21 protein-coding genes are annotated in these 14,511 nt (G+C 42.8%); 9 read left to right on the forward strand and 12 right to left on the reverse strand.

What is annotated here, in order from left to right; all coding sequences use genetic code 11:
- The first annotated feature begins 76 nt into the window (after positions 1-76).
- On the forward strand, positions 77-706 hold the full coding sequence (locus ICN40_RS08070) for a trimeric intracellular cation channel family protein (protein ID WP_216243297.1): 630 nt from the start codon (positions 77-79) through the stop codon (positions 704-706).
- 176 nt (positions 707-882) lie between these two features.
- Positions 883-2,553, forward strand: a complete 1,671-nt coding sequence (locus ICN40_RS08075; RefSeq protein ID WP_216243298.1) for an MFS transporter — start codon at positions 883-885, stop codon at positions 2,551-2,553.
- A 66-nt stretch (positions 2,554-2,619) separates the two neighbouring features.
- On the opposite strand, the gene ICN40_RS08080 is transcribed toward ICN40_RS08075, so the two are convergent.
- Both ICN40_RS08080 and ICN40_RS08085 read right to left on the reverse strand, forming a co-directional pair.
- Positions 2,620-3,231 (reverse strand): MOSC domain-containing protein, encoded by a 612-nt coding sequence (locus ICN40_RS08080; protein WP_216243299.1) that lies wholly within the window; start codon positions 3,229-3,231, stop codon positions 2,620-2,622.
- Between the two features lie 29 nt (positions 3,232-3,260).
- The gene (locus ICN40_RS08085; RefSeq protein WP_216243300.1) at positions 3,261-3,584 is read right to left on the reverse strand and encodes a DUF6150 family protein; all 324 of its coding nucleotides are present in this window, start codon (positions 3,582-3,584) and stop codon (positions 3,261-3,263) included.
- Positions 3,585-3,641: 57 nt separating this feature from the next.
- On the opposite strand from ICN40_RS08085, the gene ICN40_RS08090 reads away from it, so the two are divergent.
- The 4 genes from ICN40_RS08090 (at position 3,642) to ICN40_RS08105 (ending at position 6,396) form a co-directional block, all read left to right on the forward strand.
- The gene (locus ICN40_RS08090; RefSeq protein ID WP_216243301.1) at positions 3,642-4,073 is read left to right on the forward strand and encodes a hypothetical protein; all 432 of its coding nucleotides are present in this window, start codon (positions 3,642-3,644) and stop codon (positions 4,071-4,073) included.
- Between the two features lie 344 nt (positions 4,074-4,417).
- Positions 4,418-5,224, forward strand: coding sequence for a TIGR04255 family protein (locus ICN40_RS08095; RefSeq protein WP_216243303.1), 807 nt, complete (start codon positions 4,418-4,420; stop codon positions 5,222-5,224).
- Between the two features lie 43 nt (positions 5,225-5,267).
- On the forward strand, positions 5,268-5,741 hold the full coding sequence (locus ICN40_RS08100; protein WP_216243304.1) for a hypothetical protein: 474 nt from the start codon (positions 5,268-5,270) through the stop codon (positions 5,739-5,741).
- Positions 5,734-6,396: a hypothetical protein gene (locus ICN40_RS08105; RefSeq protein ID WP_216243305.1), complete on the forward strand. Its 663-nt coding sequence runs from the start codon at positions 5,734-5,736 to the stop codon at positions 6,394-6,396. Before ICN40_RS08100 ends, ICN40_RS08105 begins: the two co-directional genes overlap by 8 nt.
- A 127-nt stretch (positions 6,397-6,523) precedes the next feature.
- Here the strand turns inward: ICN40_RS08105 and ICN40_RS08110 are convergent, their stop codons facing one another.
- The 5 genes from ICN40_RS08110 to ICN40_RS08130 are packed head-to-tail and all read right to left on the reverse strand — an operon-like array spanning position 6,524 to position 9,474.
- Positions 6,524-6,958, reverse strand: coding sequence for a hypothetical protein (locus ICN40_RS08110; protein ID WP_216243307.1), 435 nt, complete (start codon positions 6,956-6,958; stop codon positions 6,524-6,526).
- A complete protein-coding gene (locus ICN40_RS08115) occupies positions 6,955-7,767 on the reverse strand; it encodes an FAD:protein FMN transferase (RefSeq protein ID WP_216243308.1) in 813 nt (270 codons plus the stop codon). The genes ICN40_RS08110 and ICN40_RS08115 overlap by 4 nt, the downstream gene beginning before the upstream one ends.
- Complete coding sequence (locus ICN40_RS08120) at positions 7,764-8,306, reverse strand: FMN-binding protein (protein WP_216243309.1); 543 nt, start codon at positions 8,304-8,306, stop codon at positions 7,764-7,766. The genes ICN40_RS08115 and ICN40_RS08120 overlap by 4 nt, the downstream gene beginning before the upstream one ends.
- Positions 8,307-8,349: 43 nt before the next feature.
- Positions 8,350-8,529, reverse strand: a complete 180-nt coding sequence (locus tag ICN40_RS08125) for a hypothetical protein (RefSeq protein WP_216243310.1) — start codon at positions 8,527-8,529, stop codon at positions 8,350-8,352.
- A gap of 30 nt (positions 8,530-8,559) precedes the next feature.
- Positions 8,560-9,474: a DUF6662 family protein gene (locus tag ICN40_RS08130; protein ID WP_216243311.1), complete on the reverse strand. Its 915-nt coding sequence runs from the start codon at positions 9,472-9,474 to the stop codon at positions 8,560-8,562.
- 148 nt (positions 9,475-9,622) lie between these two features.
- Between ICN40_RS08130 and ICN40_RS08135 the strand changes: the two genes are divergently transcribed.
- A complete protein-coding gene (locus ICN40_RS08135; protein WP_216243312.1) occupies positions 9,623-10,072 on the forward strand; it encodes a bacterioferritin in 450 nt (149 codons plus the stop codon).
- Positions 10,073-10,162: 90 nt separating this feature from the next.
- On the opposite strand, the gene ICN40_RS08140 is transcribed toward ICN40_RS08135, so the two are convergent.
- Positions 10,163-10,591 (reverse strand): organic hydroperoxide resistance protein, encoded by a 429-nt coding sequence (locus ICN40_RS08140; protein ID WP_216243313.1) that lies wholly within the window; start codon positions 10,589-10,591, stop codon positions 10,163-10,165.
- A gap of 127 nt (positions 10,592-10,718) precedes the next feature.
- Here ICN40_RS08140 and ICN40_RS08145 point away from each other — a divergent pair, with 127 nt between their 5' ends.
- Complete coding sequence (locus ICN40_RS08145) at positions 10,719-11,006, forward strand: cupin domain-containing protein (protein ID WP_255561292.1); 288 nt, start codon at positions 10,719-10,721, stop codon at positions 11,004-11,006.
- A 25-nt stretch (positions 11,007-11,031) separates the two neighbouring features.
- The gene (locus tag ICN40_RS08150; protein WP_216234740.1) at positions 11,032-12,021 is read left to right on the forward strand and encodes a catalase family peroxidase; all 990 of its coding nucleotides are present in this window, start codon (positions 11,032-11,034) and stop codon (positions 12,019-12,021) included.
- A gap of 92 nt (positions 12,022-12,113) precedes the next feature.
- Here the strand turns inward: ICN40_RS08150 and ICN40_RS08155 are convergent, their stop codons facing one another.
- From ICN40_RS08155 to ICN40_RS08170, 4 genes are read right to left on the reverse strand one after another with little or no spacing between them, the layout of a single operon-like run.
- Positions 12,114-12,596, reverse strand: coding sequence for a hypothetical protein (locus tag ICN40_RS08155; RefSeq protein WP_216243314.1), 483 nt, complete (start codon positions 12,594-12,596; stop codon positions 12,114-12,116).
- Between the two features lie 10 nt (positions 12,597-12,606).
- Positions 12,607-12,906 carry a hypothetical protein gene (locus tag ICN40_RS08160; protein WP_216243315.1) on the reverse strand — a complete coding sequence of 100 codons (300 nt, stop codon included), beginning with the start codon at positions 12,904-12,906 and terminating at the stop codon, positions 12,607-12,609.
- Between the two features lie 52 nt (positions 12,907-12,958).
- Positions 12,959-13,669: an AAA family ATPase gene (locus tag ICN40_RS08165; protein ID WP_216243316.1), complete on the reverse strand. Its 711-nt coding sequence runs from the start codon at positions 13,667-13,669 to the stop codon at positions 12,959-12,961.
- 19 nt (positions 13,670-13,688) lie between these two features.
- The gene (locus ICN40_RS08170; protein WP_216243317.1) at positions 13,689-14,480 is read right to left on the reverse strand and encodes a hypothetical protein; all 792 of its coding nucleotides are present in this window, start codon (positions 14,478-14,480) and stop codon (positions 13,689-13,691) included.
- Positions 14,481-14,511 lie beyond the last annotated feature (31 nt).

A 14,511-nucleotide genomic window follows, 5' to 3' on the forward strand; every position in this document is an offset into this window, starting at 1 on the left:
TGCACTCATAGCTAACAGTATATTGAGGATGGTCATTCCAGTCTGCGCTCTCACAAAGTGCATTAGACTCATTGTTATGGAAGACATTAATTTCTGGATTGGCATCATCGCAACCATGGCCTTTGCGGTAACAGGCGTCTTAGCTATTGCAGATCGTGGTGTAGACCTCTTTGGCGTCTTGGTGCTGGGTTTAATTACCGCCATTGGCGGCGGTACCATTCGTGACATTATTTTAGAAGCACCCATTTTCTGGTCTGAGAACCAAATGTATGTGTGGCTTGCGCTCGGCGCTAGCATCCTCACCTTCTTCGCAGAATCTTTCTTCACCCAGCCGCAAATTTATCGGTGGATGCTGTATATCGATGGTTTTGGCGCAGCTCTCTTTGCGATTCAGGGGGCTGATAAGGCATGGAGCATGGGTTATGGTCTGCCTGTGGCGCCAGTCATCCTGGGTGTGATTACTGCAATTGGCGGCGGCCTATTACGGGACGTCTTGGCTGGCAGAAAAACACTCATCATGTCGCATGAGCTTTATGCCATTCCAGTGACTTTCGGTTGTTGTGCATATGTCCTGGTGCTGAACTTCTTGCCTCAGTATGTTGTCGAGGGCTCTGTGATTTGCATGCTCGGAATTTTTGGGCTGCGCGCAGCTGCTATTTACTGGGATCTGCACGTACCCAAAATGTTTATTACTAAAACACGCTAATTGCACCAAGGCTGGGCTCATAGGTGCTGCGTAGCTAGCTCTAATTCCTAAATATCTCGGGAAAACCCCGATCCTATTTGATGGGGAATTACCCTAACTAGTGGATTTCTTTGAATTTTTTCAAAGCATAATCGATCCGTTGTTATTTATTTAATAAAAATAGTTAGGAGCTACTGATGTCAACATCAACTAAAGCAGCCCCAATGACCGCTGAAGAACGCAAAGTTATCTTTGCATCATCTTTAGGTACGGTTTTTGAGTGGTACGACTTTTATCTTTACGGTTCACTTGCGGCAATTATTGCTAAGCAATTCTTCTCTGGCCTAGATGCTGGCTCTGCCTTCATTTTCGCTTTGTTAGCGTTTGCTGCTGGTTTCATCGTGCGTCCATTTGGCGCGTTGGTGTTTGGTCGTCTCGGCGATTTGATTGGTCGTAAATACACCTTCTTGGTAACCATCTTATTGATGGGCGGCGCAACTTTCATCGTGGGTATTCTGCCTAACTATGCAACTATCGGCGTTGCTGCTCCAGTGATCTTGATCGCATTGCGTATGCTTCAAGGTTTGGCTTTGGGCGGTGAGTACGGTGGTGCTGCTACTTACGTTGCAGAACACGCTCCTCATGGTCGTCGTGGTGCATACACAGCTTGGATTCAGACAACAGCTACCTTAGGCTTGTTCCTCTCCTTGCTAGTGATTTTGTTCACACGTGAATTCACTGGCCCAGACTTTGAGGTTTGGGGCTGGCGCGTTCCTTTCATCGTTTCTATTGGATTGTTGGCAGTTTCTGTATGGATTCGTTTGTCCATGAATGAATCTCCAGCTTTCAAGAAGATGAAAGAAGAAGGCAAATTATCTAAAGCGCCTTTGACAGAGTCATTCGGTCAATGGAAGAACTTGAAGATTGTGATCTTGGCATTGTTTGGTCTGGTTGCAGGTCAAGCGGTAGTTTGGTACACAGGCCAGTTCTACGCTTTGTTCTACCTCACACAAGTGTTGAAAGTAGATGCTAAGACAGCGAACTTGTTGATTGCTGGTTCATTAGTAATCGGCACACCATTTTTTGTGGTCTTCGGTAGCTTGTCTGACAAGATCGGTCGTAAAGTGATCATCATGGGCGGTTTGTTATTGGCTGTAATTACTTACATCCCTAACACCCCTGTTTCCGTGTTTAATGCTTTGACACACTTTGCTAACCCAGCGTTGGAAAAGGCAATGGCAACAGCGCCAGCAACTATTACTGCTGACCCGGCTGAATGTACATTCCAGTTCAACCCAACTGGTACAGCGAAGTTCACAAGCTCTTGCGATATTGCAAAACAAGTGATGGCCTCGAACTCTGCTAGCTATACAACTGTTGCGGCTCCAGCTGGTGCCACTGCTGTTGTGAAAATTGGTGATATCGAAATCCCTGGATATACATCTAAGGGCATTGATCCTGCTGAAGCAAAAGCGAAAGATGCTGAGTTTAAAAAGGCAATTCGTGAGGCTTTGAACAAGGAAGGCTATCCTGTTAAGGCTGATCCAGCACAGATTAACTACGTTGCTGTATTGCTCTTGTTGGTCTACTTAGTGCTCTTGGTAACCATGGTTTATGGCCCAATCGCTGCGATGTTAGTTGAGATGTTCCCAACTCGTATTCGTTATACCTCTATGTCCTTGCCATACCACATTGGTAATGGTTGGTTCGGTGGCTTGTTGCCAACGATCTCCTTCGCCTTGGTAGCGCAAAACGGTAACATTTACTACGGTCTCTGGTACCCAATCATCATCGCTGCGATGACATTGGTAATCGGTACACTGTTTATACGTGAAACTAAAGACGTAGATATCTACGCACGTGACTAAGCGGATTGACTAAGATTCCTTAGTCTGCATCAAATAAGAAACCCGATCAGAAATGGTCGGGTTTTTTTATTCCCACAAATCTTTTTGATTGCGACCGTTTAAGAGCTTTTGATTTTGCTGGGCAATAGAGGTTTCTCTTGGACCTGGAATTAAAGTAATTTCAGTTCCAGCAGTGAGAGCTCCAGTTTTGAGTACTCGCAAATACCAACCACTAAAGCCAGACTGCAGCATGGCTTTGCTTGCACCCTTATAACCAACGGCAGCGTTGAATTTGAAACAAGGCTCACGTAGTTTGACTACAGCAAATTCAAGCTCGCCAACAACCAATTTATCCCCAACAAACACTTCTGTTTCTAGCAGGCCTTCGATCGTGAAGTTCTCGCCGATGGCACCATATTGCAAATCAACTGGCTGCTTAGTTTCTCTGGTGAGTAGTTGATTCCAGAAAATGTAATGCTCTGCTGGATAAACATAAATGGCTTTTTCAATTCCGCCATGTACCGATAGGTCAGCTTGTTCATCGCCTTTAATGCCTAGTGGAGTAATTTTAACTGGAGCAGGATTTTCTGAATCACTTACCACCTGCTTGCGAATAGCTGAAGCAACTGATTTGTAATTAGGGTGGTGATTGCCAAACAAAGGAGCTACTTTGCCGGTGGATATAGAAAGAAGTCTCATGAGATGAATGGGGGCTTAAGAGATATTTATTAGTAACGGCAGCGAGCATCACTTTTGTACTTCGTGAAATACACAATGAGATCAGCTTCAGACTTATATTGGGTGTAATAAATCACGGCACGGGCATCGCCCTTGTATTTCGTATAGAACCAAACACCCGGCTCGTTATCACTGGAGTATTGGGCGTCATACACAATGCAGTTTGCTTCTGATTGGTACTTTGTGACAAAGACTTTGGCATTGGCCTCTGATGGGTAATTGGTGATGAAGATTTGGGCTGCAGAAGCGGCGATAGGGAAGCAGTTACTCAAGAGCAGGAAACTGAGAAGGCGCAAGAGAAATGAATTCATCATTTGAGAATATTACGCCTTCTACTTTTTAGGTGTTCATCTGGCTGATATGATCACAGGATGAATTCCTCTCAAAAGAAATCCGTTTTTGCATTGAGCCAATTGGCCTTGGTATTTCTTTGTGCCACCATGAGTTCGAGTATTTACGCTAAGTGGGATGAAGAGCGTGATATGACTACCAATGGCAAAGAGGAGTTGGTCTACTATTTCAAGACTAATGAGCAGGGTCAAAAGCTTGTCTTGGATAAATATGTAAAGCGTCTGATCTTTATACGTCCCGATAAGTTCTATAAGCGCTCAATCAAGCAAATCAAGATTGATGGGGTAGCAGTAGACGTCAATAGCGACCCTTTTTCGCATTACCCTGAACAAACCGCGATTGTGTTTGAGAACAAGGATGAAGTCCTTAAAAAGCTCTTTTTAGCCAAGAAAATCGAATTTAATGTCCTTTATGGCCGAGATGAGGCTGTCAGCACCTTTCAGATCAAATAGGCGCTTAGACGCCCCTGAAGGCAAAAAGGCTTGATTCGTTTAGACAGATGCATGCCGATCATTTACAATAACGAGTTCGGCGAATTAGCTCAGCTGGTTAGAGCGACGGAATCATAAAGCACAAGGTTCTGAGGTTTCCGACCCTTTCCCCAATAAAATCAAGCACTTAGAAAACCAAGGTTTTCACCGTAGCACACACCGTGTGACACACCACCCGCAAAGTACCGAAGAATAAGGCTTCGCTGGCAAAAACCCTTCTAGCTTATGGCTTCTATCGGGGGGTAGTGGAAGAAAGTGTCGTTTAAAACGACATTTTTTATAAGCCTCAAGAATATAATCAAAAAATGAAATTGAAACCAATCGAAAGATTTCAATACGCAAAAAATCCGCTAGTTGAGGTGTTGGTGCAACTTAGATTTCCTAGGCTGCTACAAATACAAGAGCAACTACCTTTGGAGTTTCAAAACAAGATCGCTAGCGATTATCCGATCTTAGAAGTTCTCAATGAGGCCCTTTCAGTGGTTATCGGAGGTGCTGGCAGTAGATTGGAAGATATTCCAGCTAGTCCGATATATAACTTTTCTTCCGCAGATAAATGTTGGCGAATTTCTTTAGCTAGCGACTACTTAGCTTTGAGTTGTTCTCAGTACCAAGGGTGGGAGGACTTCAAGCCACGCTTTACAGCAGCTATCAACCTTTTGATTGAGCTTTATCCAATAAAGTTTTGGACTCGCTTGGGTTTGCGCTATCGTGACTTGATAGTCAGGGAGGATATTGGATTGGAGGGCCGTCACTGGCGCGATTTAATTTCTTCCCATTTATTGGGATTTGCGATTGCGGATGAGATTGCTGACTCTGAGAGGGTAAGTGAGTCTGACGTGCTGGAGCAGCAGGGATTTGTCAATCTAAGGCTTGAATATTGCAATGTCGGCCTCAGGCATGGTTTAATTAAAAGGCAGGAAGATCCGACCAAAACCGCGTATATGATTGACTCGGATTTTTATGTGGATAAACAGAATCCAGAAGGGATGAATGTAAATGCTGTTGGAGAGCTACTCGAACAATTCCATGCAAATGCCGGATCTCTTTTTAGGGGATGCATTCAAGACGAGCTTCACGAAGCAATGGAGCCCAAAAAAATCAAACCATAAGTCTCTTTACGCGGAGCTTGCAACAACATCTGGCACACCTTTTTTGAGAAAAGGTCTTGAAGGCTGGCAAACATCAGGTGAATTTTCATCTCAGTCTTTGGACTTAATTCCTGATGATCTTGCTGCAACTGGCAAGTACTTATTTGCAGAAGTTGGTGAAAATTTCCGTTCTTTTGTATCTAAGTTGCCTTCAACGAGACACAATTTTGATCTAACTTGGTTCTTACTTGTTGAAAATTCTATAAGTAGAAAAATTAATTCAAATGAGATTGCAACGATAATTTCTGGAATTCATTTGTTGGTTGGGCAAAAATCATTTAATCAAATAAGTATTTTGCTTAAATCAGTAAAACTAAAGACTGTTGCCCCTGAAGTTTTTGTTGCGCTACTTCGATCAACTTATACCGTCAAAGGGTCTCTTGCTAGATCTTGGTTCCAATTTAGGGATGATGTTGATAGAGAGTTAAGGCATCGAGAGCTACCATCCGAAGTCATATTAAAAGGGCTTGATGAGTAGTCTTTATGTCACTTGTTCGAGAGACATCATAAATGCCGACATCGATCTAGGAGTCGGAATTAAAAATATTGAGAGTGAGCAATATCACATAGGCTTGCTTTATAAGCAAGAGGAAGCCCCGCCTCGACTACTGCATCTTGCATGGCATCATGATCTGAAAGATGTTGAATTGCCATCTGACTACTTCATTGGACTAAGTGATTTAGATCGATTTAATAAAATGTACATGGTTTCGCTGGCATCTCGCGTCGCTAATTTCCCGCAAGAAATTCCGTATAGTATTGTCTTTGATGGCGATACTTATTTTGACGATACGGGTAAATATCTCCCCATATCCGCTGGCACCGGATTAACTTGCGCCACTTTCGTCTTGGCTTTATTTGAAAATAGTGGATTTAAGTTGGTAAATTTTTCTACGTGGTCTAACAGAACTGATGATGTAATTTGGCAAAGAAAAATAATTCAAACTTTAAGAGATAAGGGCGGATCATCAGATCATATTGAGGCCCTAGAGAAGAATATTGGTGCATCAAGACTTAGACCGGAAGAGGCTTGTGCCGCAGTTATAAGTAAAATTCACCCTATTGATTTCAAAATGGCAAAAAAAATGGCCGCAGACATCATCAAAGACTTATCGAAAATTAGAACAAGATAATCTATCTCGGAGCGGTAATGGATCGCGCTAATAATTTCAGCAAGAAATACAAGTGCTTATAAGTGATTTAAGTGGGCGTGTAATGAAGTGTCGTTTTAAACGACATTACTAATCTTGTAAGATAAATTCAAGTCTTTGCTAGAGGTTGTTTAATTGAATAATTAACAACATGAAATACAAAGAAGCCGAAGAAGGCCAGGCCCAGCACCCAGTGAGTCAGCTCACTAGTTTCATGCCATTCTTCTGGGCCGTAGTAAAGCAAAAGAGCGGTAACAACTAATATGGCCAAGATTGCTAATTGCGAGAGTCCGCTAATTAGGTTTTTGTGGGCCTTAAGGCCGGCCTTGATGTGAAACGGCATCACTGTTCCAAAAGCCATGAGGGCGAAGGCTGCTGCGATTCCATGAAGAGCCAGCACTGAATGGTCCCCCAGTATCGCTTTTGAAATATGGAATTCGTGACCTACTAAAAATGCAATGCCTGATAAAGAGCAAATGGTAAGGCTGGCAATCGTAAACCAGCGTTGCCAAGTGGGCATTTTTCCAAGACCATGCTTTCTCATGCGGCAATCCTTAATGCTTGGGCAGAGAATTTTGTAAAACAGGGGTGGTTGATGTCTTGTGAGATTGTTAAAACTTTAGTTAAAGCATCTGCATAGACGCATTCAGGAGCAAGGACAGAATAGGACTCGCCAAATTGAATGTGATTCATATCGGTAGGATTAATGATGGGGCTTAGATGAGGGTTTGCATAATATAGACTACTAGTAGCAATAGATCCGTTTTCTAGAGTGCCTACATTTACTAGTTGCTCGGGATTTTTTGGGGAGCGAACTGTAATCAACTGAGAGCTAGAGCCAAATACTCTTAAGTCTCCACCGGCATTTACTGCGCCTGATCTCACGCCACCCGATTGAAGGGCTTCAACAGCTTTATCTACTGCAAATCCTTTTGCAATGCCACCAAGATCCAATTGCAAAGGCTTGATTGATCTTATTTTGTTAGGAGCCATCAGAACAACATCACCCAGACCACCGTACTCTGCTGACTTATTGCTGCAATGACTTGGCAAAAGTCCAGCCTTTAACAATTGAGCGCCAACTCCGCAGTCAAAAGCGCCATTAGATGCTTGATAAATATCCTTAGCGATTGAGAGTACGGCATAAGTCCAGTTATGAATTTCTATAACCTCCAGATGAGCGCGAGCATTAATTCTGCTCAATTCAGAATTGGGGTTATGAAAGCCCATTAAAGATTGCACTTGCTCTATTGCGGCAAAGGATTTCTCAATGGCTGTTATAGGATCTTCATGCGAGATGTCATCGATTGATATCTCTACATAGGTGCCCAGTAGCGGCTTGCAGCGAATCATTTGGACTTAGGTTTTAGTGCTAATTCGTACATCACCATAATTCTCTTCACGCCATCGGTAAGATGCTTGCAAGAGAGGGTGGCGCCAGAGATGTTTTGAATATCTTTTTTTAACTTGATCGGGTCTTCAGCTGTTTTTCCGACAAACTGTTTGCGCCAACTATCTTCGGCTACCTCATAACCATAGGATTCAACATACTCCATGATTTCAATGTTTTGCACAGTTCCATTTGGATTGATGCCAACCGCATAGGTGATCATTTCATGTTTGCCAACTACCTCATCCACAATGAACCAGCTACCATCAGCCGCCTTCCAAGTTCTATCGCCTTTAAATGGGTGGCTTACGCTTGATGCTGATTGCATCTTGTCCTGGACATCCTCAGTAAGCACTAAGGGGTATTTAGTGAACTGCTTGTTAGGAAAGATGAGTTTTTGTGCTTGATCTGCTGACACATAAATTTTTGCGTGGGCATAGATTGGTGCGCCGACTAGAGCAACTCCAGTAAGTGCCAGCAGGGGGTTGGGGTTCCATTTCATGTTTTAGTGCTATAGATAGAATAGTGGAGGATCTGTTTTAAAGTCAGCGAGCAAGCAGTTCGCTTGCTTTAAAGCAAAGCTCACGTAGCTCGGGATTGCTATCCTTGGATTCTGATAGAGCTTCAAACGCAATATATGCCCGCTCTCTAGCGGCGCCACAATGTGTTTCTTGAAACTCAATCATGTAACTTAATGCCCCAATTAATAAGTTTTGAGATCCCATTCAATTGCCTCCATTGATATTGCTGAAAATTTAGTTGAGTGGAAAGCCTACTTTTACAATGAACTCATTTTGGGTATGCCCATCCCAGACTTTATTGCCCCAGCAGTCGCCAGTTCCACTGTTATGGCAAGTACCGCCGCTGAGTTGAGCACGCCAGGCGGCGGTCACCCACCAATCCTTTTCAGCATAGTGAATGTTTGGGCCAGCAAAGATTGCATTTTGAGTGGGGCTTTGCCACATATAGCCATAAAAGTCGTTATGAAAGCGAGCTTCAACACCTGCGGATAGCTTTGGCATAAAACGATAACTAGCGCCAACTAAAAGATCGATTTGAGATTCTTGCAGTAGAAAACCATTGGACTTTAATTGCTCTTGTTCTGCCACTATGTTCGCTGCCAAAATTAGTCGATCATCAATGAAATTGGATTGCATCAATAAGCGGTACTCGAGTGAGTTTGCATTTCTTCCAAGGGTTGGCTCGAAATACACGCCAATGCCAACGGGAGAGGTAATAGGGTCGGTGATACGATAGATAGCTTCAATGGAGCCGCCATCCAAACCAGTCTTGCTATAGCTAGATGCTCCAGAATCCGTCACGCTTTGTGGAACGCCAGCCCCAGCCGTGCAAGGGGTAGTGTCGCAAACTTCCGGATTGAGGTAGTTATTCTTTGCAGTAACTTTATAGGCATTTAAATAGCCGGCAAGTTGAAAATTATCCGTAACCCCATATTCAATTTCAGATCTTGAGTACCAAGATTGATAGGTGCCCGCCGCTTGCCCATTATTCAGCTGCAATCTCTGTTCAAACTCAGCTTTACCTTTGGGTTGTAAGTCTAGGGTGTAAATCCAGCCAAAGTTACCTTCACCCGCATTGGCCAAAGAGTAGAGCAAGGTTGTTGCTAGGAATATGGTGAAAAGGACTAATTTTTGAATGCTAAGTTTCATGAGGCTTGTGGAATGTCTTTGGCTTAAATGAGAATGATTGTCATTAATATAACATAAGTGATAATCATTCTCATTTATTTGGAGATGAGCTTTTATCCAACCCTTTTAAAAAGGGGTATAAATGAAGTAAATCAATCAAGGAGAAGCTATGAGCAACGATTTAGCAATTAAGGCATTGAACAAAATCATGGAATTGGAATTGGCTGGGGTCGTGAAATATACCCACTACTCGCTAATGGTTTATGGCTATAACCGCATCCCTATTGTTTCTTGGCTAAAGGGCAATGCGGATGAAAGTCTTGCTCACGCTCATAAGGCTGGCGAATTGGTCACGCTTCTCGGTGGCCATCCATCTCTGAAAATTGGTTCTTTACTAGAAACAGAGCAGCACGACATCGGCGATATATTGCGTGAAAGCCTTGCGCATGAAAAAGTAGCATTAACCGCATATTACGATTTGCTGAAAGTTGCCGAAGAAATTCATTCAGTTTTATTAGAAGAGTATGCAAGAGAAATGATTGTTCAAGAAGAGTTGCATTTGGATGAAGTTAATAAGATGCTTCGTAAGCCAGGCGATCTTGAGCCATTTAAGCAGTAAGTAGCAATTAGTAGCACTGCATAGTAAAAAGCCCCAGAAAATTGGGGCTTTTTACTATGTAACAAATACAGTATTACGGCTTGCCTAACATCAGGCTAAAGAAATATCTACTTCAATATTTCCGCGTGTTGCATTTGAGTAAGGACAAACTTGATGGGCGGATTCAATTAAGTCCTGAGCAACCGTGCGATCCAATCCTGGCAAGCTCACCACCAATTTAGCCGCAAGGGCAAAACCTGAAGGAACGGGGCCAATTGAGATACTGGCATCTACAGCAATGTCGGCTGGTACTGAAACTTTTTTGAGGCCAGCTACACGTTTTAAGGCGCCCATAAAGCATGCAGAGTAGCCAGCAGCAAATAATTGCTCCGGATTGGTTGCTGTTCCAGCACCCCCCATTTCTTTTGGCAGAGCAAGATCTACATTGAGCAAGCCATCATCGCTCACTGCTTTGCCATCCCTGCCACCAGTAGTATGGACATGAGCTGTATAAAGTATTTTTTCTAATTTAACGGGCATAGGCCTCTTTCTGAAATTTTATTGGGTTGGTGTTACATTTAAATACAGTTGATAGAGCCTGGATCAAATTCCCTTTTCATAAATTTGGTATTTGATTTTGGTCTATTTACATTAAAGCTCAATAACAATGAAAGTAACCATGGATCAAGAAATCTTTAAATTAGCCCTTTTAGAAAAGGGGTTACCAGAACCGATCTTGATTGAGCGTAAGGCTGGGCAAATGGGTGAGCATTCCCACCCTTTTGAAGCCAATGCCTTGATACTGGATGGCAATATCACTTTAACAATTGATGGGTTCTCCACCCAATATAACCCTGGAGATGTTTTTCATTTATTGCCGCATATAAAACATTCTGAAAGCTACGGGCCACAGGGTGTGCAGTATTTGGTCAGTCGTAAAGAAGCAAAAAACTAAAAAAATTCATTAAGAAAGTGATTGCATGAATAATGTGAAGAAATTTATTTCCCTTGTGGCTTTGGCAAGTTCATTCTCCTGTCTTGCTGAAGAAGCGGTAACCGCTGATCAGGTTGTAGGTGCCATTGAGAAGCAGTTCGGTACCACCCCAGGCCAAAGACGAAATCACATTAATGGAGTGTGCGTTGCAGGCTCTTTTGTTGGCGATAAGTCCATTCAAGCCTATACAACTTCACCCTTATTTTCCGGGAAAACGATTCCGGTTATTGGGCGCTTCTCATTAGCGGGCGGTAGTTTAAAAATACCTGATACTGCCCGAAATCCACGCGGTCTAGCCCTTGAGTTTGAATTACCTAATCGCAACGTACAGCATTTCACGATGCTCAATGTGCCGGTGTTTGGTGCTGCCACTCCAAATTCTTTTTACGATGCCGTGATTGCGAATACGCCAGATCCTGCAACTGGAAAGCCCGATCCTGAAAAGCAGGCAGCCTTTAAAGCAAGTCATCCAGATGCAAAGGCACTTGGTGAATATCTAGCGAAAAATAATCCGGTAGTGAGTTACGCTAATAGTGATTTTTATAGCGTGCATACTTTTAAGTTTATTAATAAAGATAAGAAGACTACTTTAGTAAAGTGGCACTTTGTACCTCAGGATGGGGTTAAGCGCCTTAGTGACGAGGAGTTAAAAACAGCACCTGCTCGATTCTTGGATCAAGACATTACAGCCAAAACACAGGCAGGGGCAGTTCGCTGGGATATGTTTGTGACAATCGGTGAGCCAACAGATGAGCAACTTAACCCAACGGTCTACTGGCCAACTGATCGCAAGCAAATTAAAGCAGGTGTTTTGACCTTAACTTCCGCTAGCCCGCAACAGGGTGGTACTTGTGAAAAAATTAACTTTGATCCATTGGTAATGGCGCCTGGTATTGCCCCAACTAGTGATCCAGTGCTACTGTTTAGATCTCCAGCTTATGCTGATTCTTATGCAAAAAGATTGACTGGCAGATAGCGCCCCTTTTCTTTCAAGTGTAGGCTAGGCCACTCGGAGTGGTAATGGATCGCACTAAAAAATAGCCTTGATATAAACCAAGGCTATTTTCATTACTGTTCAAGCATTTCCTCTAGCTTTACAAAATTTAGATGGCTACGAATGATCCACTCTAAAACCATTTCAATATCTACATAATTTGCGCCTGAGTTTTTGACGTGAATACTTTCTAGGGTGCTAAATTGCTCGCTTAAAAAGTCGCTAAAGTCTACATTATCCTTAACGACGTATTTTTCTACAAACGAGATCATTGAGTTTTGATAATTGCGTTTGGCAACCAAGAACTCATCACGAAACTTTGAAGTCTCTTTATGCAATGCATCTTTTACTTCGTAATAGCGGCTTATGGTAGCAATATCGTGCTCTGTTTTAACTCCAACAAATTCGGACATTGTTTTAGTAATATCAATTTCAGTTGTGGTTAACTCATGGTATTCATGCCAATATTCATTGCAATCATTAGCAGCTTTTTGATTGTCAAAAACCCCTAATACATGCCCATCGCTATCGCAAGCCACAATCCATAGTTTTGTCATGGCAGTCTCCTTAAGCGAGTTTGGCAATGACATTGCCGGTGTAGTTTTGCAATACCTTCACCTGAGCCATGTTTAGCTCAATTAGGCGAAAACCCTTTTTAAACTCCATTCCAAACCACCCTAACTTTGCCTTCGCACAGAGCTTAGACCCGTGAATTTGAAATGAGTCCTTGCCATTAGCAAGTTCCAACACTCCATTGATCGTGGAATTACGATATTTCGCATTGGTTACTTGAATGACGGTGGTATTGGCTACATGAGCAAATTCTGTAGGTGAGGCATTGATTTTTGTATAAGGGGCGTTTTTCATATCTGATCTCCAATGGAGGAACGTCTAGGATTTAGACGTTCCGTGATTTAAGTTATGCAGCTTTCTTGATAACAGGCACTACAGAAAGGCGATTGGCGGCCTGAGTTCCCGTTGGTACTGGTGGAAATGGCGTACCTTTACTTTGTAAGAAGATGAGGTCATCTAGCTTTTCAAAGTACTTACGCAGATCGCCATGATGCTGAACTGCGCTCAAATAGTGCATTACAGCCGCATCTGTAAGGTGTACTCCTTCTTGTTGCAAAATGTATTGAGCACGTTTAAGCACTTGATGCGGCTGCACGGCAGGAAAGTGCACTGGTGTGCAGCGTGAACGAATGCTTGGATGCACCTTCATTGGGTCATTGGTTGTGATGATGACCTTCATTTGTGTGCTGTACTTGTCCATCAATACCCAAAACTCATGGGCTTTGATTTTGTAGTTATCAAGCTCATGGGAAACGATGTAGTACTGATGGCTATCAGTAAATGTCGTTAAAAGGCAAGACTTCGAAATAATCTCTTCAAATTGAGGGTGATCCATCAATACATTGAGAGACTTAGTTTCAACGAAGGCATTTTCACCGCTAATTGCTGCTGGGAGTAAATTAGCAACGGTTGACTTGGAGGTTCCATTGGGACCCCATAACATCAGGTTGCCAGTTAACCCGCCAGTAGCATGAGCCATGATGCGCTCCTTTACTGTTTGATTTGGGTAAATCACCTCGTCGAGGTTCTTTGGTTTATGTTTGTCTGCTACACGCATGATTCCTTCTCCTTTTTAATTAAGCGGCTTTACGAAGCTGCGGGTGATTTGCGGCCTCTTCTTTCATCTGAGCTAACAGATCGTGAGACTCGTTTGACACGGCCTTATCAACAGCCATGTCCGCAGTCTTTTCCTGGGCCATTTGTTTGACGACGGCCTTTACCAAAGACTCTTTAGGGTCGGTCACTACGCCAACAACGCCTACTTCACCATCTGGCGTTGCCTTTACAAGCAGAATGCCGTGCGTACCCTTGATTCCCTTTAGAGCAAACTGCATGATTGGATTGGCAGTTTTCTCTTCGATATCTGCATCTACTAAATCTTTAGCCTCTTTGAAAGCAGCTTTTTTCTTCTTAGTCTCATCAGACTCTTTTAGTTCTGCTTTTACTTCCTCGATACCATGATTGGTAATCAACCATTGGGTAAAGTTATCTGGAGTAACGCCATGAGAGATAGCAGCTTTGATTGCGTAACCATATACGTGAGCACGTTTGCGGTCAGACTGAAACACGAAACGAATTAACATCGTTAGTGTTGTTGTGGATGGAACTACCTTGATACGTTCTTTTTTCAGACGATTCATTAGCTCTAAGCGCAAGGTTTTACGATCTGCGTCAGTAGCATTAACGAAATTTGAGTCGTAAGTTTTAAAGCAGTGAGTGAGCAAGGAGTACAAGCCATCAGTTGCCTTCTTGTACGTTGTTTGTTCCCACTCTTGGCGAAGCTCAGAGAGTTTATTTAAAGACTGAATAATCTTTTTAGCAAAGACATTGTTTTGAATGGATGGAATAAATTGCTTAGTTGTTGCCATGGTATGCTCCTTTAAGTTAAGAAAAAATCAC

Source organism: Polynucleobacter sp. Fuers-14, assembly GCF_018882045.1.
In the GTDB taxonomy this organism is placed as follows: Bacteria; Pseudomonadota; Gammaproteobacteria; order Burkholderiales; family Burkholderiaceae; genus Polynucleobacter.